The sequence below is a fragment of the Schlesneria paludicola DSM 18645 genome (genome assembly GCF_000255655.1).
GTDB lineage: Bacteria > Planctomycetota > Planctomycetia > Planctomycetales > Planctomycetaceae > Schlesneria > Schlesneria paludicola.
On the sequence record NZ_JH636435.1, the window covers coordinates 2,396,035 to 2,419,843 of the forward strand.

Sequence of the window (23,809 nt, forward strand, 5' to 3'; positions counted from 1 at the left end):
GCGGATAATTGGGGCTGCGATGCTTCTGACGGCCCTTTTCCGCTCCACCCTTGCTTTTTACACCTGCATCAGCAGACCCCGAATTGTCCACGGTCATCTCCTATTCGTATTACATGCCACACAACGACGCATTGATACTATCACGCAACAGCCAGGACGCAAGCATGTATTTTATCGTTTATTTCAAAAAACATGCATTGCGATATTGAGTGGTGTGTGCGACGACGCTATCGTGAGCGACAGAAAGCTGGAGGTGGTACATGAGAAGAGCAGAGAGCCACTGCGAAACTGGTCGTCAGCGTGGTGGCGAGGAGAGCAGTCCTGCCGGGGACGCGGCATAGCATCCAAACGCCCCGGCAGGGCAAGGCGACCATTTGCGATCGCAGATTCGACGGGAATCAGGTGGTACTGATAACCGTCAACCGTGACGACCGGAGTCGTCACGGGATGGAACCGAAGTCCCTCAACTTGTCAAAGGCGAGGATAACGCTTCGGTTCCGCTCTTTCAATGCCGTGTTTTCACGGCCTATGGAGAACGGACAATGGATAGCAAGGTGAAGAAGCCAGTCAACCGTTGCTGGCGATGGATCAGTTGTCAGACGGTGCGCCATTGGCGTAGTGGCAAGATGATCAAACGACGAGACGGACTTCCGTTTCGCTTTCGTGTGTGGTGCCGGGCATAAACCCTGAGTTCTAGGCGACGGGGGGTTCCGTGCTTCGCAGGCACAGCGGCCTTAAAAATCGCCGGAGGACGCGGCTTGCCCCGAAGGGGTTCAACTCCCACCCCCCCCGCTTTTTCGTTTTATCTGCTTGTCTGCTTCTATAAGGCACCCTGACGGAACGCGTTACATCTGCCAACGCGCTCCGCTTTCAAACGCCATTGTATTGATTCAGACACCGCTCATTGAATACGTCGGAACTGACAATCTTCGAGCGTGGGAATGATCACTGCGAGCGCGAATGTCCGATCCTCGCGATCGATTCTCGATCAAATCGATCGCGTAGTTGGCGATCCACACCCCCCCCGAGAATGAAGGGGGAGGCGAGCATGCAGCAGAGGCCGCCAAAGTAGCGTCGGCCCAACTTGCTCTCGATGCGTCGCAAAATGTCAGGCGGCTTCCGCCGGCGGTTGGGTCGGTAGAGTCTTGAGCCAGGGGCCGAGTTGTTCGTAGGCACACTGGCTGATCGATTTCCCTTCGGCGCGTGCTCGTTGCTCAAGTCGCTTGAATTCCTTCAGGGGGATTTCGACGGTCACACGATGGACGAAACCGCTCGCCTTGCGGTAATGGCTCATGCTCGATTCCCTTCGTAGGCTCTTGACAAATCTTTTGCGCGGCACGTCTGATGCCGCGTCGACGCCACCCGAGAGTCACCGCGAGCCATGGAAGGAACGCGGTGATTCTGTCTTTTCCTTGTCCGGCATGGAAGCCCGATATGCATTGGCTCTCGTCGCTTTTCGCTGAATTGAACGCACGATCTGTCCGGAAGAAACGGCAGTTGCTTCGCGGTCGATCCCAGAAGAAACGACGTTTGATCGCTCGCCGGCGTAACCTCGTTCAGGGTTGATCCTATGCCGCGCCCGACAGATCTTGGATCGGAAATTTCCGTCAAATCGATCGACGACGCCGATCTGGCATTGGCGGAACTGTCCTGGCTTCAGAATGAGCAAGCCAGATTGGACGCGATCACCAAACAGAAAATCGACGCACTGAAAGACGAGTACGACGCGAAAAAGGTCGTCACGCTGTACGCCGATGATCCCGAACAGACGGTCACAGTCTCGTTTGCGGACCGCGTCGCCACTCTGACGGGCCCGTTGACGAAGTGGGTCACGAAACACATCGCGTCTCACTTCAAGGGCAAGAAAAAGTCGGTCGATCGACTGCACGGCACGCTCGGACTACGTCAGCAACCGCGCGTCGTCATGGTCGGCAAGGAAACGAGTGCGGCCAAGGTCTTAGACGCGATCGACGAGAAGACCGGCATTGTCACGGCCGCGAACGGATTGCTCACTCGGAAGCAAAGCGAACTCGGTGGTCAGGCCAAGGACTGGATTTCGATCGAAGTGAAACTCGATCTGGCTGCGATCAACGCGGCGATCGAGGAAAAGCGGATCGAACGGGCGACGGTCGAAGAACTCGGCCTGATCATTCGCGATGCGTACGACGACGCGGTCATTAAGCCCGCGAAAACGATCGTTTCGGCAGAGTAGTCGCCGCTCAACTCCAATTCAGGGGCCACGGATGGCCAAAAAGAAGACCGCCGCCGCCCCCGGTGGCGATGATCGTGATGCCGCCCAACGTCACAGCGACCAATGTGCGGCCCGCTCACGTGAGAACTTCAAGAAAAAGGCCGAACTGGGCGAACTGGAACCGGTCGCGGATCCAAAACGGAAGGCAGCCTGTAAGAAATCGCTGGCCAAGTTTTTGGCAGTCTACTTTCCGGAAACGACTGGCCTATCACCGTTCTCAGACGACCATAAGCGCGTCATCCGGCGACTTGAACGAGCCATCCGGACCGGTGGACGGTCATTCAACTTGGTCTATCGAGGTTTTGCCAAGACTACGATTTCGGTCAATTCCTGTCTCTGGGCCATGTTGTACGGGTACCGCCGCCTGATCGTGCTCGTCGGTGCGTCGCGTGATGCCGGTAAAGAACTTTTGGACGCGATCAAAGCCGAACTTGAAGGTAATGAATTGCTGGCCGAGGACTTCCCTGAAGTCTGCCAAGCGATTGAGGCGATCGAGGGAAAAGTTCAGCGTTGCGCTTCGCAGACGTACCAAGGCAAACTCACCGGACTTCGCTGGACCAAAGATCGAATCGTATTTCCCACCATTGAGGGGAGCATTGCGAGCGGTGCGTCAGTGGTCACGCGAGGGGTCACGTCGCAGATTCGCGGCATCGGCAAACGCGGAAAGAAACAACAGCGTCCCGATTTGGTGATTTGCGACGATCTTCAGACCGACGCTTCAGCCGCTTCGCCGAATCAGGTTAAAAAGCGACTGAAGATCCTGAGCAAGTCGATTTTGAAATTGGCCGGGCATTCTTCCACCATCGCTTGCGTGGTCAACGGCACGATCATTGAGCGCAATGACTTGATGGATCGTTTACGGGATCCGCTGCAGTATCCCGGGTGGCAGGGTGAAACGGTCAAGATGGTCAAAGATTGGGCAACCGCTCACGAAACGCTGTGGCTTGGGGAATACGCCCGATTGCGTCGCACATTTGATCCGTCTGACCCTGATGACCAAGAACGAGCACACGCCGCGGCGAATGCGTTCTATCTCGCGAACCGGAAAGCGATGGATGCCGGTTGCAAAGTATCGTGGGCCAGTTGCTATGACCCTGAAAACGAACACTCCGCAATTCAACATGCGTACAACTATCTGATCGACGACGGTCAGGAAGTGTTCGCCTGCGAATGCCAGTCTGAACCGCTGGCGGAAGGGAATGAGGCCGATCAACTGAGAGCGGGCGACGTCATTCACAAGCTCTCGGGTCTGGCTCATCGCGAAGTGCCGCCTAATGTCCGCGCGCTGACCGCGTACATCGACACTCAGGACGAATCGTTCTGGTACGTCGTCACGGCATGGACGTCCAGTTACACGGGATACGTGATCGACTACGGCGCATGGCCCGACCAAGGCACGCGTGACACAAGCAAAAAGTCCCTACGAATCAAGCTGGCCGACAAGTACGCCGAATACAACAATCGCGAACCGCGATGGCGGGCAGGCCTGTCGGATTTGTGTGATGAAGTACTCGGCCGCGAATGGCTGGACTCTGACAAGCGGGTTTACAAGATCACACACGCATTTGTGGACGCGGCCGACGGAGATTCATCTGGCCCAATCCGCAATTGGGTCGTTTCGTCACGTCGCTGGCGGACGATCTTGCGTTGTTCGATGGGTATCGGCTTACGTCCCGCCGACGTGCCATTGAACGAACGTCCGGTCGACCCAAAGACCGAACTTCGCCGCGGACTCAACTGGATCGAAAAGCGCGACCGCAAGACGCCGGGCGGATCCATTACGTGGATCGATACGAACAGTTGGAAAACGTTCCTCATGAATCGCTGGCGGGCGGCATCGCCCTATAACGCGAAACTTGGAGAGGACTACCGACCCGACGAACCGGGCGCTCTCTATCTGTGGGGAACGGACGCCCACACGCATTCGACGTTCGGCGTGCATCAGACATCGGAATCGTTCACGCGGCTCAAGCATGAGAAGAGTGGTCGATCGATGGACTTTTGGGACGAGAAACCGAATCGGCCGGATAACGAATGGTTTGACGGCGCGGTCGGGTGTTGCGTGCTTGCCGACGTCGCTGGCGGTGTGTCGCTACGGGATGCCGGGCTGAAAACGGTTGTGAAACGAAAACCACGTCGCACGAAGAAGGCGACTTACCTCAGTATGTGAAGGGATTCTCCATCATGGCCAAGAAAGCCACGTCCAGCATGCCGACATCCGAAACGAAGAAAGTCGGACGTCCTGAAGGCGCACCGAATCGCGAGTATCTGCAGGCGGACGCACCGCCGAGCAAGTGCCCGTCCTGTGGATCGACCGAACGCGGGCCTTATGTGGACAAGAACGAGCAAGCCATCGTCGGCGAGCACGACGGGAAACCGTACACGCATGTCGTGTGGCGTGGCTGTCGTTGTTTGAAGTGCAACCAATGGCGCCGCGATCGATCGTTCGAGAATCGTTCCGAATGATTTTCGGAGAACGATCGGATTGAACTGGCATCGCGAGTATCCGCTCTCGCTGGTCGCGTTGCGCCGCATCGAAAATTCGTCCTGCGGCGAACGCGACCGATCTTCACTGCCAGGTCTCCAGTAAATGGCTGACAACTCTCAGCGGATCAAAGAGATTCGGAAAGTCCTGCAGTCTGGTCTGACTTCGTCGACCGTTGACGGCACGACGTTCACATATGACCTCGACGCGTTGCGCTCCGAACTCAATCAGTTGATCCGCGAAGACGACAACCAGCGGCTGCGAAAGCGGCGGCTCACATCCATCAACATTTCGAGGTTGTTTTGATGGATTTCGCGGGGACATCTTTGAACGTGGGCTGGAACCAATCCAGTCAACAATCGTCATTCGGGTATGACGCCGTTGAAGACACGACGCGACGGCGACAGGCAAACCCGACGACCCGTTCAGAAGACGTCGAACTCTTCACGTCTCAGCGACGCCAGCTTGTTTCACAAGCGCGGGACATGATGCGGAATTTTGCGATCGCTCGATGGGCGATTGGCAAACATCTGGACTTCGTCGCGCGTCACACGTTCAGTTGTCAGACGAAAACGACCTTCGACTACGAGTTGCAAGACTTGATGGAAGAGTGGTCGTGTGACAAAAACCTGTGCGACATCACCGGACGTCACACGTTTCCTCGTATCGTGCGAATGACGGAAGCCCGCGCCGCTCTCGACGGTGATCATCTTTTGTGCCCGATCGCAGATGGCACGATTCAACAGATTGAATCCGATCGTCTGGCCAGTGAACTCGGTGTCTCCGCCGACGGCCGCGAAGTGCACGGCGTTGTGATGAATAAGAATGGCCGGGCGACGGGTTACAAGATTTGGGACCGCAACCCTTGGGGCGGCTATTCAAATCCGCAGATCATTCCCGCGGCGTCCGTCATCCTTCACAACTATTTTCCGAACGAACGCGCTGATCAGGTCCGTGGTATCGGCCTGGTGGCCGCCGGAATGAATGATTTCATTGATACCTACGAGTGGGCTGGTTTGACCAAAGCAACCGCCAAACTCCGTACGGCGTTCGCGATGATCATCTCGAGTAAATCGCTCGACGGGATCGAACGCGGAGCGCCCAGCGATTTCGGCGACGATAGCGATGATGAAACCGGTGAATCGTGTGAGTCGGAACCCCGGTATGACGTGGAGTTCGGAAAGGGGCCATTCAAGCTGGAACTTGAGCCCGGGGAAGACGCCAAATTCCTGACAGACGATTCGCCTTCGACACAGACCTTCGAATTCTTCAAATCGGCAATCGGTTTTGCATTGAAGGCGTTGGACATTCCGCTTTGCTTCTATGACGAGTCGCTGACCAACTTTTTTGGCCAGAAGGCCGCTCTCACGATGTACTTGGAATCGTGCAAGACGAAGCGGCAAAACCTCGTGCACAACGTGTTACGACCGATCACTTTGTGGAAGATCACGCAGTGGATCGCACAAGGCCGTTTGCGGCTGCCAGCAAATGGTGACATCAAGCGGATCCCGTTCCGGTGGACGCATGCGGGCACGCCGTACTGGAATCCAAGTCAGGAAATCAATGCGGACATTCAGGCCATTCAGGCCGGTCTGAAGACGTGGGAAGACGTGTACCTCGAGCGCACGGGCGGCGACTGGTACCGGGACATGTTGCGGCTGAAGGAACAACAAGACTTCCTGAAGAAGAACGGCATCCAGTTGGATCCGAAAGTGATGCAGTTCATGCCGGTCGATATGTCGTCCGCACAGCAGAATGGAGGCCAGCCAGCATGAAAAAGGCCGCGCTCAAGAACGCTCCGAAGGTCGATCGATTCGAGAAGTCGACCGACAAGTCTGCGTCGTCGCGCATCGACCGTGAAGGCGGTCGGTATTCCGCCGGCGTGATCTATGGCGTGTCGCTGTGCTCGCGAGGGGAAGCGCTCGGGCACTGCATGTGGGTCGACAACGTCATGTTGCAACAAATCGTTGATTTGTCGCCGACTGACGGTCCACGGCTGCTGAAGTCTCGTTTCATGCATCCCGATTTGTGCAACGATGGAATGGGCAAAGCGCTCGGGACGATTGAGAATCTGAAGCTGCTCGGTGATCAGGTCTACGGTGACCTGCATTTCTACGGCGCCGCACACGCCGCGCCCGATGGCAACCTCGCCGATTATGTGATGACGCTCGCGGAAGAAGACCCCGCGAACTTCGGGACCTCGATCGTGTTTCAGCATGACTGGGAAGCGGAAGAACTGTTCCGCGCCGAGAACATGCAGGAAACCGAGCTCACAGACGAAGACGGCAACGTCGTCGAAACTCGTTCTCAGTTTGTGTCGCCGGATCCGCTCAACGTTGAGAACTATCGTCACGCCCGGATCAGTCAATTGTCCGCCGCGGACGTCGTCGACGAGCCCGCCGCGAATCCGAATGGTTTGTTCCATCGCGAACACGCGTTCCTGCAGGACGGTGTCCGATTGCTCGATTTCGTGCTCGGTCGATCGACCGAGTTGCCTGCGCTCTCGGCGCTGGGTGCCGATGTGCATCCGGACCGCGTCAAGAGTTTCGTTTCGAAGTACCTGGCACGCGCCGGGTTGACCGTCGGCGAAGCCGACTCAGAAGGAGAAGGCACGATGCCATCCGTGAAGGGGAAGGGAAAGAAGCTGTCGGCGGTGGAAGATCCAAAGGACGAAAAGAAACCGGATGAATCCAAGCCCGGGGACGCAAAGCCCGAAGGCAAGCCACCAGAAGGGGACGCCGAACCCGACGACGATGACGAAACGAAGGCCGATGACGAACCCGTCGACGACGAAGAACCGATGGAAGAATCGGACGACGAGGACGGCAAGGACTCGAAAGAAACCAAGCAGTCTGACCCGACGAAAAAGGAACTGGCCAAGTTCTGCAAAGCATTCGGCCATGAGGCCGGTTCGAAGTACTTCCTCGACGCTGTCAGTTTCGAAGCTGCTCAAGGACTGCACATCACGGCGTTGACCGCTGAACGCGATGCGATGAAGCAAAAGCTCGACGCATTCGCCGCCAGCGGTATTGAGCCGTTGAACAGCCGTGTCGCCGATCAGAAGAGCGACAAGCCATTCCGAGCGGCTTCCGGCAGCGAACAGGAGGGGGAAATCTACGACCCCCGCGAGGCGTTCGCGAAGGCGAATTCCTCAAAGTCTGCGTAAGTGCTTGTTGTGTGACACTCCGTCGCGGGAGTCAGCCGGGATCAGCGGATTGCAAGCCGCCCCCGGCCATCCCCGCGAGCGAATCATCGTAAACACTGAGTTGTTTTAACCGCGACGGAGGCTCTTGAAAGGAGCCTTCACGATGCCGAATTACCCAACCCTGTTGGACATGGCAAAGCGCAACGGCCGCGATCGAGCCGTTCCGCTGATTCAGGAAACGTCGAAGCTGATGCCCGAAATTTCGGGCAAGAACATGGACGGTTCGACGATCCCCGGAGTCGGTCAGGTCCGCACCATCAAGGGGATTTCTTACGAGACACTCGTCCGCATCAAGAACCCGACTGTTGGGTTCCGAAATGCGAACGAAGGTACGAACGTTGACGCCGGTAAGTATGAAAACCGCACCGTCGAAACGTTCATTATGAATCCGCGGTGGGAAGCCGACAAAGCGGTCGCTGATCGTGCAGAAGATGGACCAGACGCTTTCATCGCCGATGAAGCGATTGCCATCTATGAAGCCACCAATCAAACACTCGGATATCAGTTCTATTATGGTCGGAACAGTGGCGGCGATCAGAAGGGTCACCCCGGCCTGATCGACTCTGTGAGCGATACCTACACCATCGACGCGACCGGAACCGGTAACGCCTGTGGTTCGGTTTGGGCGGTCAAATTTGGACCGGGCGATGTTCAGTGGATTTGGGGACAGAATGGTGCATTGGACATTCCGGACAAGACCGTAGAGACGGTCTACCGAAACGGAAAACCAATGAAAGCCTACGTTCAAGACATGCTCGCCTACCCAGGTGTGCAAGTCGGTTCGGTCCGGTCGATCGGGCGAATCAAGAACGTCTCGGCCGCAAAGCCGCTCACCGATGCGCTTCTGTACGCGTTGATCGAAGCAATGGACGTTCAGCCGGACGTCTTGTTCATGCCGAAGAAGCTGCTCGGCCAACTCCGAGCCAGCCGAACCACGTTTAACGCGACCGGTTCACCCGCGCCGCGACCGACTGATATCGAAGGGATTCCGATCGCCGCGACCCAGTCTCTGACTTTCACCGAAACCGCTGTCTGATCGTCATTCGTCGATCGTGCTTGATTGAAACCCGTTCGGCCTCTGTGGCGTGGGCCGCACGTTTTAAGAGTGAGTACATTTTTTAAGGAACGACATCATGCAGCGACGTTTGCTGGAAGATGCTCAACTTTCCGTGTCGACTCCGTTGCCAGCCAGCGCGGCAACGGTCACGACCCCCGGTCTTGATCTGGGACAGAATACGACGGGCGATTTCGCTGCCCCGGTGGATTTCCTAGCGACCGCGCCGGCAGTCACGACGGGCATGCTCGGAGATGCCGCGACGCTCAAATGGTCTGTTGTGACCGGTGCAACCGTGGACGTGAACGGAGTCATTCAGAGCGCGACGGTTCTTTATGACAACATCATGATCCAAACCGGCGCCGGCGGTGCCGGTGCACAGGGCCAGACGAAGCGGTTCGCACTGCCGACCGACGTGCAAAGGTACGTCGGCTTGCGTGGTGCAAAGAGTGCGGCTGGAGATGCGTCATCGGTTAATGCGACTCTGAAAATGCTGTTCTGACCGTGTCGGTCAGGTGCTGACAAGGACTGTCAACGCGGTCCAGTGACCGGCCGAGAATTCACGCGAGTCTACAAGGCGGCGGGCTCGGCCGGTCTGTTTATTTCACTTCATTTTGAAGGCTCGAACGATGGAAGAAATGTTGAAGGAACTCGACGCGGCAAAGGCCCGGGCAATCGCCGCTCAAGAGGCTGCCGAACGGGCCAGTGCCGAAGTTCAAGAACTTGCTGCGAAGTACGTAATCGCTTTCGGTCAGTCGCACGGTCTCAACGTCTCGGTGAAATAGAAGTCCGTGAAAGGCCAGTATTGATGCGTGCATTCGATGCGTCGGGGCGCGAGGTGTTTCCGGTCGTGATCAACACGATTTGCCCAGTCGCGTATGCGGAGCCAGCAAGGCGGCTTGCATTGCGCCACATGACGACAGTCGAACAGGCCAGCGGCGACACGTTGAACCGAATGCTCGACATCAACCTGGGTCCGATCGGATCTGACGAAGTCACTCACATTTTCTGCTCGAGGGACGCATACACACATCAAGTTGAAATGGTTGCCGAGGCCTTTCGTCTTGAGAATTTGTCCTGGGGTGGCGATCGAGCATTCTCGATTGACAGCGATCCCGAAGTGGTGAAACGGCTGTTTTGTGTCGTGCTCGGTCAAACCTCTGTCGTCCTCAAATGGCTGGGCTTGGAGGTGAAGCCATGAGCGCGGCGACTGTTTACCCGAACGGGGACGGAACGAAGACCGGCTTCAGCGATCAGGCGGGCGGCACGACCAATCTCTACGCGACAGTTTCAGAAGGTACGGGCAGTCCCAACGATTCGAACTACATCACGAACACTGATTCCGGCGGGAAACCGTTGTTCTTTTTGTTGGGTGACATGCCTGGGGACTTCGTCGCCGCTACCAGCGTTTCGATCTCGATTCGTGTTCGCCGCGACAACAGCAAATCCAACTCGTGCGCGTGGATTGCGTGCCAGCTCGTTCAGGCGGATGAGGCGACCGCGTTGACCGCATCCGCAACGGTTACCGACACGACGACAACAACCACATTCACTTTCACGCCGAATGTGACAGGCGCGACAGGAAAATCTGCGTGGGATGGCGCCCGGCTGATGCTCACGATGCGAGACGGCGGCCTGGTGGGTGGCCTGGTCTATCTGTACGCGGCACAAGTGACTGTGACCTACTCGACCGCGTCCGCGTCTGCAAAGTTGCTGCGTCGTCGTCGTATGATGTTGGAGGCCTGATTCATGCTTGTTCAATCCACCGATACGAATCCCTCGATCGACATCGAAATTTACGACGATGCCGGAATTCCCGTGACGGGCCTGGTCGCGGCGACGATGCCGAACGTCTATTACTCGGTAGGTGGGGCGAACGCGAAAACGTCCATCTCGCTGTCTGACCTTGCAGCAGAAACAACGGCCTGGTCAGCGGGCGGTCTGAAGGAACGCGGCAACGGCGTGTACCGGCTCGACCTTCCCACGGCGGCGATTAGCGTTGCCGGACGACGGGTCCGGATCTTCGGATATGCGACCGGTAAGAACCTCGTCGCGCCTGTGATCGACACGGGACCGGTCGTTGCCAATGCCACACAGATCGGCGGCGTGAACCAGTCTGGTCGCGACATTTGCACCAGCGTTCTGCTGTCGTCAGGTACAGGTACGGGGCAACTCAACTTTGCGGGTGGCATCGTCAGGTCTGACGTTCGCCAAGCGAACGGCAACAACGTCACAACCACGAATGCCGGTTACCTCGATACCTACACCGCATCAATGGCGACGGGCGTCATGTCTGCTCAGCAATTCAATGTTGAGGGTCGATTGCTGCTTGGAGCATCGAATTTCATCTCGACGGCGACGACGGTGCCAGCGACTAATGGAGCGTGGACGATCTATAGCGCCTACCTAAATCGCGCGTCCTACTTGAACGCCAGCGGACTACAGCGACTTTGGTATGACCTGCCGAATGACCGATGGGTGATTTCCGCAGTTCCGGGAACGCTTGGATCGGCATATTGGACGACAGCGAGCGGAGCCGGTCCCGATAGCGTTTACACCCCGAATGGAACCGCGACGGGCGTGCCGGATCTTGTCGGATACGGGCCAACTGTACTTTCGAATTACCAGCCCAAACTGTCTGCCCTGAAGTTCCCCGCGTCGATTGCGGCCGGGGACATCGCCACCGATGCGATCAATGCTGCATCGCTGAAGGCGGATGCTGTGACGAAGATTCAGGCCGGACTCGCGACGAGTACTGCCGTCTCAGCGCTGCCATCTGCGAGTGCAATCCGCACAGAGATCGACGCGAACTCGACGAAGCTGGCGTCGATTCTGTCAGCGGTTAACAACCTCAACAATCTGTCCGCCCTGGCGAACCTGTCGGGCAGCCCACTGCTGGAAATTCCATCATCTGGCTCAGCCGTATATCCGTTCGTGCTAACGGTCCGCGACGCGGAAGGCCATCTGATCGATATGGATGCTCTGCCGACGCTGTCTCTGATCAACGCGGCCGGAACAAGTCGATCGTCGTATCTGTCGTCTCCAGTCCGTGACAGTCTTGGGGTCTACAAGTTCACGATTGCAATTGCTTCGAATGCTCCGTCGGAAGGTCTTGGCTTGTTGGCGGTGGGTACCGCTGCAGGCTCGTCACGTCGCACTGATTTCGGGCTGAGTGTTGTGGATTACGACGCGATCACGACCCTGAGCAACATTTACGCGAAAGTCGTCAATCTGCCCGCCGACCCAGCATCTGAGGCGAACGCAACAGCCAACCGTACGGCGATCGTAGCAGCGATCCCGAGTGCCGTAGACAACGCGAATGCAGTGTGGTCGCTTGCAGACTCTGCGGCGAACGTCGTCGGTTCGATCGGTGCATGGATTCAGAGCAAGTTGACTCAGGTTTGGGGCGGAGTGCAGACCGTGCAGACATCCGTCGATGCGATCCCGATCGAGATCGACGACGCAAAGAATGAAATCATTGCGGCGATCGGCGGCGATGAATCCGGTGCAGTGACAGTCAGCGGGTTTAGTGACGGTGCCTTGGCCGCGATGAAATCGACGTTGTCGGCGGTCGTGATCCGCGTTCGTGGCCCGGTCTTTGGCGGCGACGATGGCTCGATCGACGTTTGTCTTACAGTCGGCGACGACTATGCGGCGATCGATGGGCGGGCAATCGAATTCGATTTCGATGGCACAGGTTTGCCGGACCTAACGGGGGCGGTCGCCTCGCTCGTGTGCGTGATGAATGCGCCGAAGCGGCGAACGGTTGTGTTCACCGGTACCGCCACCGTTCCGACGGGCAATACCCGGACCGTGCAATTCACGCCGACATCCGAACAGACGTCACGACTGCAAACGACGGCCGAGGGTGAATTCTGGATCGCGTTCTACCTGGCTGCCGGGCGAAGGATTACGCCCGAAGGCCTGCGGGGAACGCTGATTGTTGTTCCAAGCAAGTTGTGTGAGTGTTGAAAGGAGTCGCCGTGGATTTTCTGATGTTGTGTCTGGTTGCGGTCATGTTGTGGCGGTTCGGTCGTAAGCTCGATCGACTAACTGTCGTCTATCGTCCTGCAGGTCCGGGCGACGCCGTGTTGTCGGTTGCACCCCCGACGCGTCCGCCCGTTGGACAGGTTGCGGCGATGCTTGCCCTGATGATCGGTCTGGCTTGGTGTGCAAACGCTCGGGGCGCCGAGCCGATTCAGATGATGCAGTTGAGTCCCGAGACGAGGGCGTGGTTCAAGAACCCGGACGGGTCTTGCGTTCAATGCAGCATCGGTATGACAGGTATCCATTGCAATGATCCGAACGCCGCATCTCTACTTTGGGATTCGCCCTACGGGCCAGCGGTGCGGGGGGGATCGTGGCCAAGCCGCGTCGAGCAGTATTGCGATCAACGCGGAATCAAAGCCTGGTCTGTAACGGGCAACTCGATCGACGAGACAATTCCATGGATGGTGTGGGCGGCCAAAACGGGACGATTCGCCGCGATCGGTGCGGGGACTGCTCATTTTCAAACGTTGTACGGCCGCGACCCGAACACGGGCGAGTGGTTCGTCTGCAACAACAATTCGACTCACAAGGTCGATCGATATCCGGATCGACAGTTTCGCCAGTTGCACGCCGAGAGCGGCCCATGGTGCGTGATCCTGCAAAAACCGAGTTCGCCCCCGCCGGAGTTTCGCCCCTGGTGGAAATGATTTCCGCCGGGCAATGAAGACACTTTTTTCAAGGATGATGGTATGTGGAAAACGATTCTCTTTTTTGTGGCGGCATTCGCCCTGGTCAGCATTCGCGGCCACGCAGAGGGACCGCGAGACGTCCCCGAGGTGTCGACGCACGAAGTCGCTCGACGAGGCAATCACGTTGAAGAAACAGGAACCGTCCGATCTGGATTGCGAGCCGCCGCTCTTGCTCCGCCCGCCGACGACTCTGGTAAATGGTTCATTACGTTAATCGTGCGTCCCGGCGAGCGATCGTCGGAAATCATGCGACAAACGGTCGAACGCGATCCCGATATGCGGCATTGGGTCAACGCTGGAAACCCGGCGACGTCGACGACTCATTACCACGTCCGATCGATTGCCGATCAAACTCAACGTGATTGGCTCGAGTCAGTCATTCCTGCGGTAAACAAAGCTGGCGTACCGGCGATCGTGCTGCAGCCGCCTTTGTCGGGTCAATTTGGCCCGCCGAAGACGATCGTCAAAATCATCCACGGGCAACTGACGGGCCGCGACCTTGCCGACAAGCTGCGCGAAGCGGTGCTGAACTATGTCGACAAACTGGAAAGCGTGAATCAGGTCGGCGTGAAACATGCCGTCGGCGTTGCTCCGCCGTTCAATGTCCAACCCGTCCAACCACAACCGCAGTTCGCACCGGCGCCGCCGTTCAATGCACAGCCATTCAACGTGCAACCGGAAGCGAACTTGCCTTTTGAGTGGCCACCCGCCAAACCGAAGACGTTGACGATCGAACAGATTCAAGCGGCGTGCCCGGGTGCAACGCCCGAATTCATTCTGCCGATCGTCACCGGACCGGGCGAAACGAGTATGGATATCGTCCGGATGAAGTGGCTGATGTATCAGAAAGAGCATCCGCCGGCCGCGATCGACCCGCCGAGCGTGTGTGCGCCCCCGGAATGTGTCGTGCCAGTAAACCCCACCAATCCAGCGAACGGCATGCTATCGGCCGTGTCGCTGGACCGCTTGGGGTTGATGGTAGCGCTGGTCCTGATGGGGATCATGGCGGGGATCTTCATACCAAGGTTATTGGCCGGACGCACAGGCGCGACCGGCGCAGGCCTCGAGATGATGACCGCCCAACTGTTGCACCCGACGCAGGGCCAAGTCATGACCACGCCGCAGAGCGTGAACTACGCACCGCAGAGCAGCGGGCGAGATTGGAGAGCGCCCGCCTCGAGCGGGAACGCGCCCACGCCGAACGGTTGAAAGTGCGAGAAACGCGACCGCGTCCGGTCGCGTCATTTCTCGGATGGGTGTTCACCCCGGTAGTTTCGATCTGGGGATTCATCGGCATGATTCCGAATCTGGTGTATCTCGGATTCGGCCTCGTCGTGGTGCTCGTCTTCGTGATCGTCGCGTGGTTGTGCTTGCAGTTCTTCAAGTTTGTGTTTCGTAGGTGACTCGATGCATTCTGTTCGCCAAGCCTGTACTCAAGTCCTGATCGGGATCGCCGTCGCCTTCGGGATCGCTTTGTGTGGACTGAACCGCTCGAACAGTTCATCCGGATCGGTCAACATCATGATCGGTGCCGGCGGAAACGAAACGGTGCAAGCCACGATCTACAGCGCCGAGTGGTGTGGGCCTTGTCGTGGTTACGTTGCCGATGTCGAACGCGAACTACCGCCCGACGGGTGGATCGTAAAGAGAGCGAACGCGACGGACGCGAAGTCGGCTCACGTGCTGATCCAAAAGGATGATGCCACGTTCGCCGCCGTGGGCGTGCATTCGATCCCTTGCACAATCATTCGCCGCAACGGCAAGGAAGTGAAACGCATTCAAGGCCGGATCACACCCGACGCTTTGGCAACCGCAATCAACACGGAAAGGGCGAAACCGTGAACCGCTTGGCCGCGCTGGCCGAAGCGGGATTTCTCTTGGCGGTCGCGGTCGTCGCGGTCGCACTTGTGTTTTCTTTGATGGTGGAAGGATCCCCATGATTCCGCACATTTGCCGACTGATCACAGCGGCCGTGAAGAATGCCGGGCATGCGCTCGAAGTGCTTGAATATCTCGCCCCGTTCTTCGATCTGGAAACGATCGAGAAGGCTGGCGATTTCTTGCACAAACGTTGGCTACAGATGCGGGCAGAGCAGGGCCTCGACAAGTCGGAAACGATCGCCCCGGGCGAAGCAACCCAAGCCGTCGAACAGACTGGCGAGCCTGCAGGAGAAGCAACCAGCGACGTCGAGTCGGTATCACAAAGCGCACCGACGATCGAGCCTGAGCCGGTACCGGAAATGACCGATACCAAATCGGTTTCGACGACTGATGAACAAACCGTCGAAGTGACCAGCGCTGTGTCTGAGCAAGCGGAATCGTCCGTCGATGTCGTCACGGACGAACAGATGATCGAAGAAACCGCCGAATTGGTGACGGAAGAACCTTCCGTCGAACCGGTTGCCGAACAGCCGAAACCCGTTCGCAAGTGGACTCCCAAAAAGGCCGCTTAGTTATGTTTTCATCCGCCGATCACTTGTTGTGTCTCCAAGGTCAGCGCGGCGTTGACGTCACGCTGACTCGCGGATCAACCGTTGTACGGACTCGCGCATTGCGCGGGATCAGCAGCGGTCAAGTGATCGGCCAAGATGGCACGATGACGAAGTTCACGGTGTCAGATTTCATGATGACCGTCGAACAGACGGGAGCCATCGGCAAGCCGGCAGCCGGCGACGTGATCACTTTGCAAAACGGATCCGTCTTTACTGTCGGATATCCCGACGCAAAGCAATCGCCCGTGCGATGGTACGGGCAGGACTCGACCGCGTACCGGATCCACACAATCGAGGAATGACATGACAGCGGCCGTAACGACGTTGCAGACCGGACTGAAGGCGATGCTCGAGGCGATTCCCGCGAACGATCGCCCGTTGCAGTACACGGTGCGCATTGCGGACGTTGACGTGTCGGACTTGCCCGCGAAGTCTGTTGACCCCGAAATTGTGATTGGCTTTGAGTCCTCGCAGCGACTCGGCCGCACGACTGCGACGATTCTCGATCAGTACCTAATCCCGGTGACGATCCGTCGCCGGATGCCGAAACAAGACCAAACGCAACTCAATGAGAACCACGCGCTCGAAGAAGTACTTCTCGACGCGCTGGCGAACTATCACAGTGAAACTGCCCGTGTCGATCAGCTCGTGACGTTGCATCCCTTTGACATCGCGTCTGCCGTTTCGCCTGGATTGTACACTTCGAAGATCGTGCTCGATTGCGACGTCCTGCGTCGTGTGTCGCCGATCGTACAGGACGACACGACGCCGACAACGATCCTGACCAAGATTCGCCGCGCCGTGTGGGACGCTCTCGAAAACTGGTCCGAGTGGGACGAAACCACATGGACGCGTGCATTTCGTGACGATGCGGACCTCGACGAACTAGCGTTGCATGATCCCGCTGAATTCGAGTTTCCGGCAATCGCTGTCACATGGGGCCCGACGTCACCGCGGCATTTGACGAACCTGGCTCAAGACTGGCCGGCGATGATCAACGTTACGGCCTGGTTCCCGCCGCATCAGACCAGTTTGGCCGAATACCGCGCGTCTCAGATCGTACGTGCGATCTGGCAATGCAAGCCCGAGGGACAGAACGTCGAATACGTCCGACGCGCTTGCGGGCGATTTCCCGAAAAAAATTCGCCGATCAATCTCGACTCGATCGAGCTCGGTCGTTCCGGCCAAGTGAAGGCACTAAAGCTGACTTGCGGTTTTGTCATTACCGGCATTTCCACCCCGTACAACGCTTAGTTGTTCGACAACGTTTCGCGGAGCGAAGCGGCATTTTGAAAGGATTCAATTCAAATGACGGAACCAAACATCCTGATTGGCGCTCAACGATTCTTACGGCTCGCCGTCGAATCATCGTGGGCCACACTGCCGGGCTCGCCGGTTTGGGTCGATACCCCGTGTGATGACTACACGGTCCGCTTCAAGCCGAAGAACTTGGCGGGGCAACCGCGTGCCGGTCTCATGCAGCGGAAGTACTCGCGGAATGTGTCCGGCCATCCGGCGGGCAATCTGGTCACATCGCTGTACGGCTGGAAGCCGACGGGCCTGTTGACCTCGCTCGCACAAGCAATGCTCGAATGGGGGTTTACCGATCACGAGAGCAAGGCGCCGCGATCAAAGTCCGCACAGTGGGTCTACACGTCTCACGACGACGACAAACAGCACGCGGGACTTCGCGTGAACCAAGCGACGCTCGCAGGTTCTGAGGCCGGCATCAAGTTGACGCTAGAACTGATCGGCAAGACGGAAACCATTCTGTCCGGTCAAACCAGCACTCCCCCGAACGATCGACACCAACTCGTCGATTTCCTGTGGGAAGACTGTTCATTCAAACTCGACGGCACGGTCATGCCGTTCAGTTCGTTCCAGTGGTCGGTGCAACGCAGTGTTGCGCCGGTCTATCAAAACTCGAAAGTGCCGACGTCTTGTCCGAAAGCCGGTTGGGTCGAATCGTTCTCGATCACTCCTCTGAAAAGCGACAATTCGTTCGACGTGCTCCGAAACGATTTGGAGATGACAGAACTCCCCGGAGAGCTCGTCTTAAAGGGGTTGCACAACGGCACGGGTGGCCCAGGTACCGACTTTACAGTGTGTACGGTCGCGTTCCCGCGGCTGTCGTTTGTTGATTCGGATGAAAGCGGCGGCGTCGGAGTGATCGAGAATCCGCTCACGTGGAACGTGCTCAAACCAGATACGGCGTCGCCGAGTTCGACGATGACGTGGACGGAAGCGTGATCGCAAGGGGTTGCCGTGCTTACGGTCCGTTTTTCTAACGCAGGTGGTCGCGCGTGGATTAATTCGATTCGCTCGGATTTGTCCGCCGCGACGCCTGTCATTCTCGATCAATGCGGAAGCAAGCTTGTCGGACTGGCCCGCATCTACTTCGACAATTTGTCGCGTGGGCGAACGGGTTTCAGCGGGCGAAAGTGGCCAGCCCCGAAGGCCTCGACCGTCGCTCGGCGCGAGGCGCTTGCTCGACGGGGACTTCTGCGAGCCCCACCGACGGTGCAGGGGGTTCTGACAGGCCGCATGCAAGCCAGCCTGACTTACTTCACAGCGGCTGACAGCGTGCGCGTCGCTTACGACGCTCCGCATGCACACTGGTTCAACATCCGGCGGCGACTGATTCCAACGGTTCTTCCTCGTGTCTGGCGGAATGCGTTGGACTACGTGGTGATTCAATACTTTTACCGACAAATCAAGGATGGAAAAGACTGATGTTTCAATTCTCCGACGCTGTGGTTCCAAACGTTATTCGTACGATCAATGTGCCTGGTGGGTCATTTGATGTGTGTCTTGAGCCGCCTTCGGCTGACGAGCGATTGACCGATGAAGGCATTCTGTACGAGATGGTCAAAGCAAACGGCGCGCGTCACGCAGCTGCATACCGCGATCAATTCATGAGACGTTGTCGACGTATCGTGGACTGGATTGGAATCACCGGTACCGACGGCAAGCCGATTCCGTTCTCTCACGAGATGCTTCAACGCGTGATGTCGAAACATCCGTCTGTGGTGGAACAACTCAAGGACATCCTGGCACCGCTCTACTTCACCGATGAGGCCGCGTTGGGGGAGCCCGCCGCGCCGTGGGGCGCATCGCAGCCGGCGGCACAAGTCACCCCGTCGTCCGCGAATACCTCTACCGAGCCACCGTCGCAGACTTAAGCCAGACGATCGGCGGCACGGTGGACCAGTTGTTAGCGCTCCCCGGTCAACATCTTGATCAGTTGTTGGCCGTGCATGAACTGATGAAAGAGAAGGTCGGAAAATGCCCGCGCTGACATTGACCCTCGATGACCAGATCACCGATGGCCTGACCGCGATTGATACCGCCTTAAAGAAAGTCGGCGAAACAACCATCGTCACCGCGAAGAGCGCGGAGCGATTCGCCGAAATTCAGCAGCGGCAAACGATCATCGTGCAGCAGCAGAAGCGGGACTATTCCGAACTGTCGGCAACGTCCGTCCGCGTCTTTGGTGATATCTCGGTGGCTGGCGTGAAGGCGTTCGAGTCGATCACGTTGGCGGTCGTGAACACCCAAGCCTACATGGAACAGTTGTTGGTGAAGGAAGGCGCGTCGCTCATTCGGTGGGCGGTGGGTGGTACGGTCGCACTCGGTGGCATGGCGACATACCTGATTGCGTCCGGGCGTTCGGCCGCTGCAAATGCGGTATCTGTCGGCCAAGCCGCGACGAGTCACGAGCAACTTGGCGGCGCACTGAATCGCAATCGGGCCGCAATGATTGCGGGATCGGCCGCGATCGCAGACCAGACAATCGGCTACGGTCTGTTGGGCAAGTCCGCCGAGATCGCTGGCAAAGCGGCCATCAATGCCGCGACCGGCGCAGGCCCATTCATTCTTGGCGCGACGATCGGGTGGAAGGGCTATGAAATGATCCTCGCGCGGACAGGCGCGAGAATGGTCACCCTCGCGGATGGTACGACGAAGATTGAGACAAACCTCGATCGCGTGAATGGCGCAATGGGCAACTTCTCGAAATCGGTGTCCCGAGACATCGGCGAAGCGGGAGAAGCAATCGGGTCATTCATGGAAGGGCCCTGGTTTGATTTCTCGTTCGGTCTAAAGGAGGCCTTCGACAAAGACTTCACGATGCGCACGGACATCATGATCGAGAATATCGGTCATCTGAACCAAGCCTATAACGATGGCGTCATCGAAATGCGGGCCTACTTCGCGCAGATGACCGGATCGACTTATCAGGGGTACAAGGACGAAATCGCCGTCGTGCGTGAACTCAAAGAGACGCATGCGAAGCTCGAGGAGCAACGAAAGAAAGAGGCCAGCGGGTTCGCCGCGATTCGATCGATCAATCAGGAACTGCAACAAAAAGCCGAGTCCCGCGCTGAATCGGAACGACTGAACTCAATTAAGTCTGTCAAAGGCATCGACGACGAAATTCAGGCGACCCGTGACAAGATGGTCGCCGCGGCTCAAGCCGGGAAGCTCGACGAAGAGTTGTCCAAATCGTTTCTTCAGCGATTGAACTGGTTGGCCGATCGTCGCGTCACCGTTGAAAAACAGGTGGCAGACGCGGCCAGAAAGGCACACGAGCAAAAGAAGTCGGTCTATACCGAAGAGATGCGGATGAGCGACGAACAGTCGATCGCATCAACAAAGCTCTTGGAAGTTGAACGCAAGCGCGTCGCGAATTTTAACGAGATGGGCCGCGCCATCGGATTCGCCCTACAGGATCAGAAGCACGAAAACCAGATCGCCCGAGCAAAGGAACAGCTCGAGATCGAAAAGGAACTGGTGGCGGCGCGGATGAAGCTGGGCGGTTCCAAGGAATCGCAGATCAAAGCGCAGCAAGCGGCGATGGACAAATCGTTCGCCAAAGAGATGCACACCGATAAGCTGAAACAGATCGACACCGAAGCTCAGCGCAAACTCGATGCCATCGACCGCGAACGGGAGAAGAACGAAAAGACCGGCGGCACGGCGCATGAACGAGCGATGGCAGAATCGAAGCTGCTCGCAGATCGTGACAAAGTCTTGTTCGATCGACGTAAGCAACGTATCGACGAAACCGGCAAGTTTCAGCGGGAAATGATTGAAGCGGATGCGAACAAGTTCAAGGACGCCGAGCTCGCAAAGTACCGCGCGGAAGAGGAACGGATCGCGAAGGTCAAGGCGCTGACCGAAAAGACGTTCGACGCTCAGAAGGTCATGCAAGCGGCCGATCCCAAAAAGGTTTTGAAGGCGATCCAAGACCAGCGGGCCGAAGCGGCCATGAACGCACAGGGGATCAAGGACGAACAACTATTCCTGAAGGGCGAAGCGGGCGACAAGGGCGCCATGCGTCAGTTCGACCGCAATCAAGATCGAGCCGCGAAGATCGCTCGCAAATCCGCGATGAATGATTTCGAGTCCGGAAATCTCAAAGAGAATGAAGTCGCGGGGGCTCAAAACAAGGTGGCTCAGGAAAACCTGATCACCCTGCAGAAGCAAGGAAAGTTGTCTGACGACCAAACGAAAGCGATGGTCGAGATGCTGAAAACGCTGGCCAATCAGCAACAGTCGATCGACAACGCCGACGCGACCATGCAGCAGATCATTTCGTTTTCGAAGGGGCTCAAATCACAGTCCGCGAAAACGACCCAATCCACCGCCAGCCAGGTCGGGAGTTTGAACTAAATGACCGTGTTTCTTCAGTATCGCGTCGGTCGGTTCGGTGTGTGGAACGACGTCGACATGGACACGAACGGGGTCAAGCTGCATTCGGTCCTGATGTCGTATCAGTCCGCATCACGATTCGCGTGGTCAATGGATGCTCCCGAGCAATCCGCGCCGATTCCGCAATACGCGTGGGTGCGTTTGTGGGATGACGCCGGCGCGGGCCTCACCAACACGAACCCGCTGTTCTTTGGATTGGTCATGCAGGTTGGACCGGGATCGCACTCGAATGAAGTCGAGTATGTGGCGTTCGATCCCACATACGAGGCCGCGAAAAGCGTCACGGTCATGAACCTGCCGTACGACGCGGGGGCAAACAATCCCGCGATTGGGTCCGTGCCGCGCATGGTCATCAACGCCAAAAATTCTGGCGATGAGGACTACGCGTACTCGGTCGCACAGAATTCGACCGTCGGCGAAATGCTCGCCGGCTTGCTGGACTATTGTTTCGAACCGCTCACCTATCTTGATGCGACCGACGGTTCGATCGGTTACGCCCCGGCAGACCTAATCCCGATGGATTTCATCCCGCAAGAAAAAGTGGTGTGGGAATCGGTGACGATTCGCGCGGCGATTGAACAGGTCTATCGGCACGAACCACGATTTCGGGCGTTTTTTCACCCCGGGGAAAAGTTGCTGCGATTTCACCGCCTCAACAATCCCGGCGTGACACCTTTTGTCAATTTGAAGCTGAACGATTCTGGCTTGCCCGACGGACTCGGTGTTGTGAACGAACATCCTGTCATCGGACTGGAAATCACGCCGAGTTACGAAGACTGTTACACGGCCGTCAAGATCTATGGGCCGCCAAGTCTCGGGACCGGCTTTTTCTATTGGGATGCGACGCTTGGTTCGCTCGGGTCCGGGAATCTTCAGCCGCTCGGTATGCCCGTCTTCATCGAGAATTATTCAGATTCGGGAGGCATGCACACGGCCCAATGTTACACCGCGTTCCAGATCCACGATCCTCAGTATCGATCGGGGGCAAGGATGCTCGCCGATTGGGTGCAATTGCCCGTCGGTGATTACAGCAATGCGACGCGTGTGCCCGTGTTCCTTCTGTCGTGGGACATGGGCGCGACGTGGCAAGCCGCTGGCGGAGTCTGGTTCGATTACTTAAATGGCATCGTTGCGTTCCAAGGGGGCGTCGTTCCTTTCACCACCGCGACAGACATGCGAGGTCAATCGGTCGTCCCGGGTTCGACCCAAACGCGATTTCCCCCGAACGCGTTCAAACTGATTTGGGCCCCCTACGTCACGCCACTCGAAGTGCGTTCGCCCGCGACCGGCTATTCCGGTACCGCCTATTCTGAATTGGGGATCGAGAAAGAGTATCGACTGTATGACGAGTCGCTGGCGATCGGCCGCGAACTCGGCGTCCCCGTGACATCGACTGCACGGCGGGCGGCATTCACGAAGCTTGCGGAGTACTTGCTTGAGACGCGCAAGGATGTGATGTACGTCGGGAATGTTGTGCTGGCGGGATGCGATTACTCGTTTTGCCGTCTCGGAAAACAGGTCAACATCGTCGACGCGGAAGGTTCGACGACAGGCTGGGAAGCAATGTTTGCGGTCGTGACCGACGTGGAATACACGTTCGGCGATCAGCCGACAACGGCCATCACGTTCAATGGAAACTGGCTCGATTTGTACGGACAAGATCCCGCGCAACTGCGTGAACGGCTGCGGATCAAATCGTGTACTCAGTACACGTACTCGCAATTTGCGGGTCGACCGATCACGACGTACGGATACCGGACGTTCCAGACGTACAAAGGCGACACGGTCAGCGAATTGGATTCCGTCACTACTTACGACCCGTACGTCTACGTCGACGACGCCGGAAACGCGCAACGATCGGAAGGGCACTAA

The 23,809-nt window shown here is 57.4% G+C and carries 25 protein-coding genes; 24 read left to right on the top strand and 1 reads right to left on the bottom strand.

What is annotated here, in order from left to right:
- Positions 1 to 1,108 precede the first annotated feature (1,108 nt).
- Positions 1,109 to 1,294, bottom strand: coding sequence for a ribbon-helix-helix protein, CopG family (locus OSO_RS0127915; protein WP_010586291.1), 186 nt, complete (start codon positions 1,292 to 1,294; stop codon positions 1,109 to 1,111).
- Between the two features lie 276 nt (positions 1,295 to 1,570).
- Here OSO_RS0127915 and OSO_RS0127925 point away from each other — a divergent pair, with 276 nt between their 5' ends.
- From OSO_RS0127925 to OSO_RS0128050, 24 genes are all read left to right on the top strand, one after another.
- On the top strand, positions 1,571 to 2,212 hold the full coding sequence (locus OSO_RS0127925; RefSeq protein WP_010586292.1) for a host-nuclease inhibitor Gam family protein: 642 nt from the start codon (positions 1,571 to 1,573) through the stop codon (positions 2,210 to 2,212).
- Between the two features lie 31 nt (positions 2,213 to 2,243).
- Positions 2,244 to 4,421 (top strand): terminase gpA endonuclease subunit, encoded by a 2,178-nt coding sequence (locus OSO_RS0127930; protein WP_010586293.1) that lies wholly within the window; start codon positions 2,244 to 2,246, stop codon positions 4,419 to 4,421.
- A 14-nt stretch (positions 4,422 to 4,435) separates the two neighbouring features.
- Entirely contained in the window at positions 4,436 to 4,717 is a 282-nt protein-coding gene (locus tag OSO_RS0127935; RefSeq protein WP_010586294.1) for a hypothetical protein, read from the top strand.
- Between the two features lie 124 nt (positions 4,718 to 4,841).
- Positions 4,842 to 5,042 carry a hypothetical protein gene (locus tag OSO_RS0127945; protein WP_010586295.1) on the top strand — a complete coding sequence of 67 codons (201 nt, stop codon included), beginning with the start codon at positions 4,842 to 4,844 and terminating at the stop codon, positions 5,040 to 5,042.
- Entirely contained in the window at positions 5,042 to 6,511 is a 1,470-nt protein-coding gene (locus OSO_RS0127950; RefSeq protein WP_010586296.1) for a phage portal protein, read from the top strand. Before OSO_RS0127945 ends, OSO_RS0127950 begins: the two co-directional genes overlap by 1 nt.
- Positions 6,508 to 7,902, top strand: coding sequence for a hypothetical protein (locus tag OSO_RS51020; RefSeq protein WP_010586297.1), 1,395 nt, complete (start codon positions 6,508 to 6,510; stop codon positions 7,900 to 7,902). The genes OSO_RS0127950 and OSO_RS51020 overlap by 4 nt, the downstream gene beginning before the upstream one ends.
- A 142-nt stretch (positions 7,903 to 8,044) precedes the next feature.
- The gene (locus tag OSO_RS0127960) at positions 8,045 to 8,977 is read left to right on the top strand and encodes a major capsid protein (RefSeq protein ID WP_010586298.1); all 933 of its coding nucleotides are present in this window, start codon (positions 8,045 to 8,047) and stop codon (positions 8,975 to 8,977) included.
- A 97-nt stretch (positions 8,978 to 9,074) separates the two neighbouring features.
- Positions 9,075 to 9,497 carry a hypothetical protein gene (locus OSO_RS0127965; protein WP_010586299.1) on the top strand — a complete coding sequence of 141 codons (423 nt, stop codon included), beginning with the start codon at positions 9,075 to 9,077 and terminating at the stop codon, positions 9,495 to 9,497.
- A 136-nt stretch (positions 9,498 to 9,633) separates the two neighbouring features.
- Positions 9,634 to 9,780: a hypothetical protein gene (locus OSO_RS51025; RefSeq protein WP_193378350.1), complete on the top strand. Its 147-nt coding sequence runs from the start codon at positions 9,634 to 9,636 to the stop codon at positions 9,778 to 9,780.
- A gap of 23 nt (positions 9,781 to 9,803) precedes the next feature.
- Positions 9,804 to 10,196, top strand: coding sequence for a hypothetical protein (locus OSO_RS0127975; protein WP_010586300.1), 393 nt, complete (start codon positions 9,804 to 9,806; stop codon positions 10,194 to 10,196).
- Positions 10,193 to 10,741: a hypothetical protein gene (locus OSO_RS0127980; RefSeq protein WP_010586301.1), complete on the top strand. Its 549-nt coding sequence runs from the start codon at positions 10,193 to 10,195 to the stop codon at positions 10,739 to 10,741. Before OSO_RS0127975 ends, OSO_RS0127980 begins: the two co-directional genes overlap by 4 nt.
- Before the next feature lie 3 nt (positions 10,742 to 10,744).
- Positions 10,745 to 12,967, top strand: a complete 2,223-nt coding sequence (locus tag OSO_RS0127985; protein ID WP_010586302.1) for a hypothetical protein — start codon at positions 10,745 to 10,747, stop codon at positions 12,965 to 12,967.
- An 11-nt stretch (positions 12,968 to 12,978) separates the two neighbouring features.
- Positions 12,979 to 13,692, top strand: coding sequence for a hypothetical protein (locus OSO_RS0127990; RefSeq protein ID WP_010586303.1), 714 nt, complete (start codon positions 12,979 to 12,981; stop codon positions 13,690 to 13,692).
- Between the two features lie 42 nt (positions 13,693 to 13,734).
- Entirely contained in the window at positions 13,735 to 14,943 is a 1,209-nt protein-coding gene (locus tag OSO_RS0127995) for a hypothetical protein (protein ID WP_010586304.1), read from the top strand.
- Positions 14,944 to 14,945: 2 nt separating this feature from the next.
- On the top strand, positions 14,946 to 15,137 hold the full coding sequence (locus OSO_RS0128000; protein ID WP_040592668.1) for a hypothetical protein: 192 nt from the start codon (positions 14,946 to 14,948) through the stop codon (positions 15,135 to 15,137).
- Positions 15,138 to 15,141: 4 nt separating this feature from the next.
- Entirely contained in the window at positions 15,142 to 15,576 is a 435-nt protein-coding gene (locus OSO_RS0128005; protein ID WP_010586306.1) for a thioredoxin family protein, read from the top strand.
- Positions 15,577 to 15,670: 94 nt separating this feature from the next.
- On the top strand, positions 15,671 to 16,186 hold the full coding sequence (locus tag OSO_RS0128015) for a hypothetical protein (protein ID WP_010586307.1): 516 nt from the start codon (positions 15,671 to 15,673) through the stop codon (positions 16,184 to 16,186).
- A 2-nt stretch (positions 16,187 to 16,188) separates the two neighbouring features.
- Positions 16,189 to 16,527: a hypothetical protein gene (locus OSO_RS0128020; protein WP_010586308.1), complete on the top strand. Its 339-nt coding sequence runs from the start codon at positions 16,189 to 16,191 to the stop codon at positions 16,525 to 16,527.
- Between the two features lies 1 nt (position 16,528).
- Positions 16,529 to 17,479: a hypothetical protein gene (locus OSO_RS0128025; protein WP_010586309.1), complete on the top strand. Its 951-nt coding sequence runs from the start codon at positions 16,529 to 16,531 to the stop codon at positions 17,477 to 17,479.
- Positions 17,480 to 17,533: 54 nt separating this feature from the next.
- Positions 17,534 to 18,475 carry a phage tail tube protein gene (locus tag OSO_RS0128030; protein WP_010586310.1) on the top strand — a complete coding sequence of 314 codons (942 nt, stop codon included), beginning with the start codon at positions 17,534 to 17,536 and terminating at the stop codon, positions 18,473 to 18,475.
- 15 nt (positions 18,476 to 18,490) lie between these two features.
- Complete coding sequence (locus tag OSO_RS0128035) at positions 18,491 to 18,958, top strand: phage virion morphogenesis protein (RefSeq protein ID WP_010586311.1); 468 nt, start codon at positions 18,491 to 18,493, stop codon at positions 18,956 to 18,958.
- Positions 18,958 to 19,407 carry a hypothetical protein gene (locus OSO_RS0128040; protein ID WP_010586312.1) on the top strand — a complete coding sequence of 150 codons (450 nt, stop codon included), beginning with the start codon at positions 18,958 to 18,960 and terminating at the stop codon, positions 19,405 to 19,407. Before OSO_RS0128035 ends, OSO_RS0128040 begins: the two co-directional genes overlap by 1 nt.
- Before the next feature lie 103 nt (positions 19,408 to 19,510).
- A complete protein-coding gene (locus OSO_RS0128045) occupies positions 19,511 to 21,898 on the top strand; it encodes a hypothetical protein (protein ID WP_010586314.1) in 2,388 nt (795 codons plus the stop codon).
- Positions 21,899 to 23,809, top strand: coding sequence for a hypothetical protein (locus OSO_RS0128050; RefSeq protein WP_010586315.1), 1,911 nt, complete (start codon positions 21,899 to 21,901; stop codon positions 23,807 to 23,809).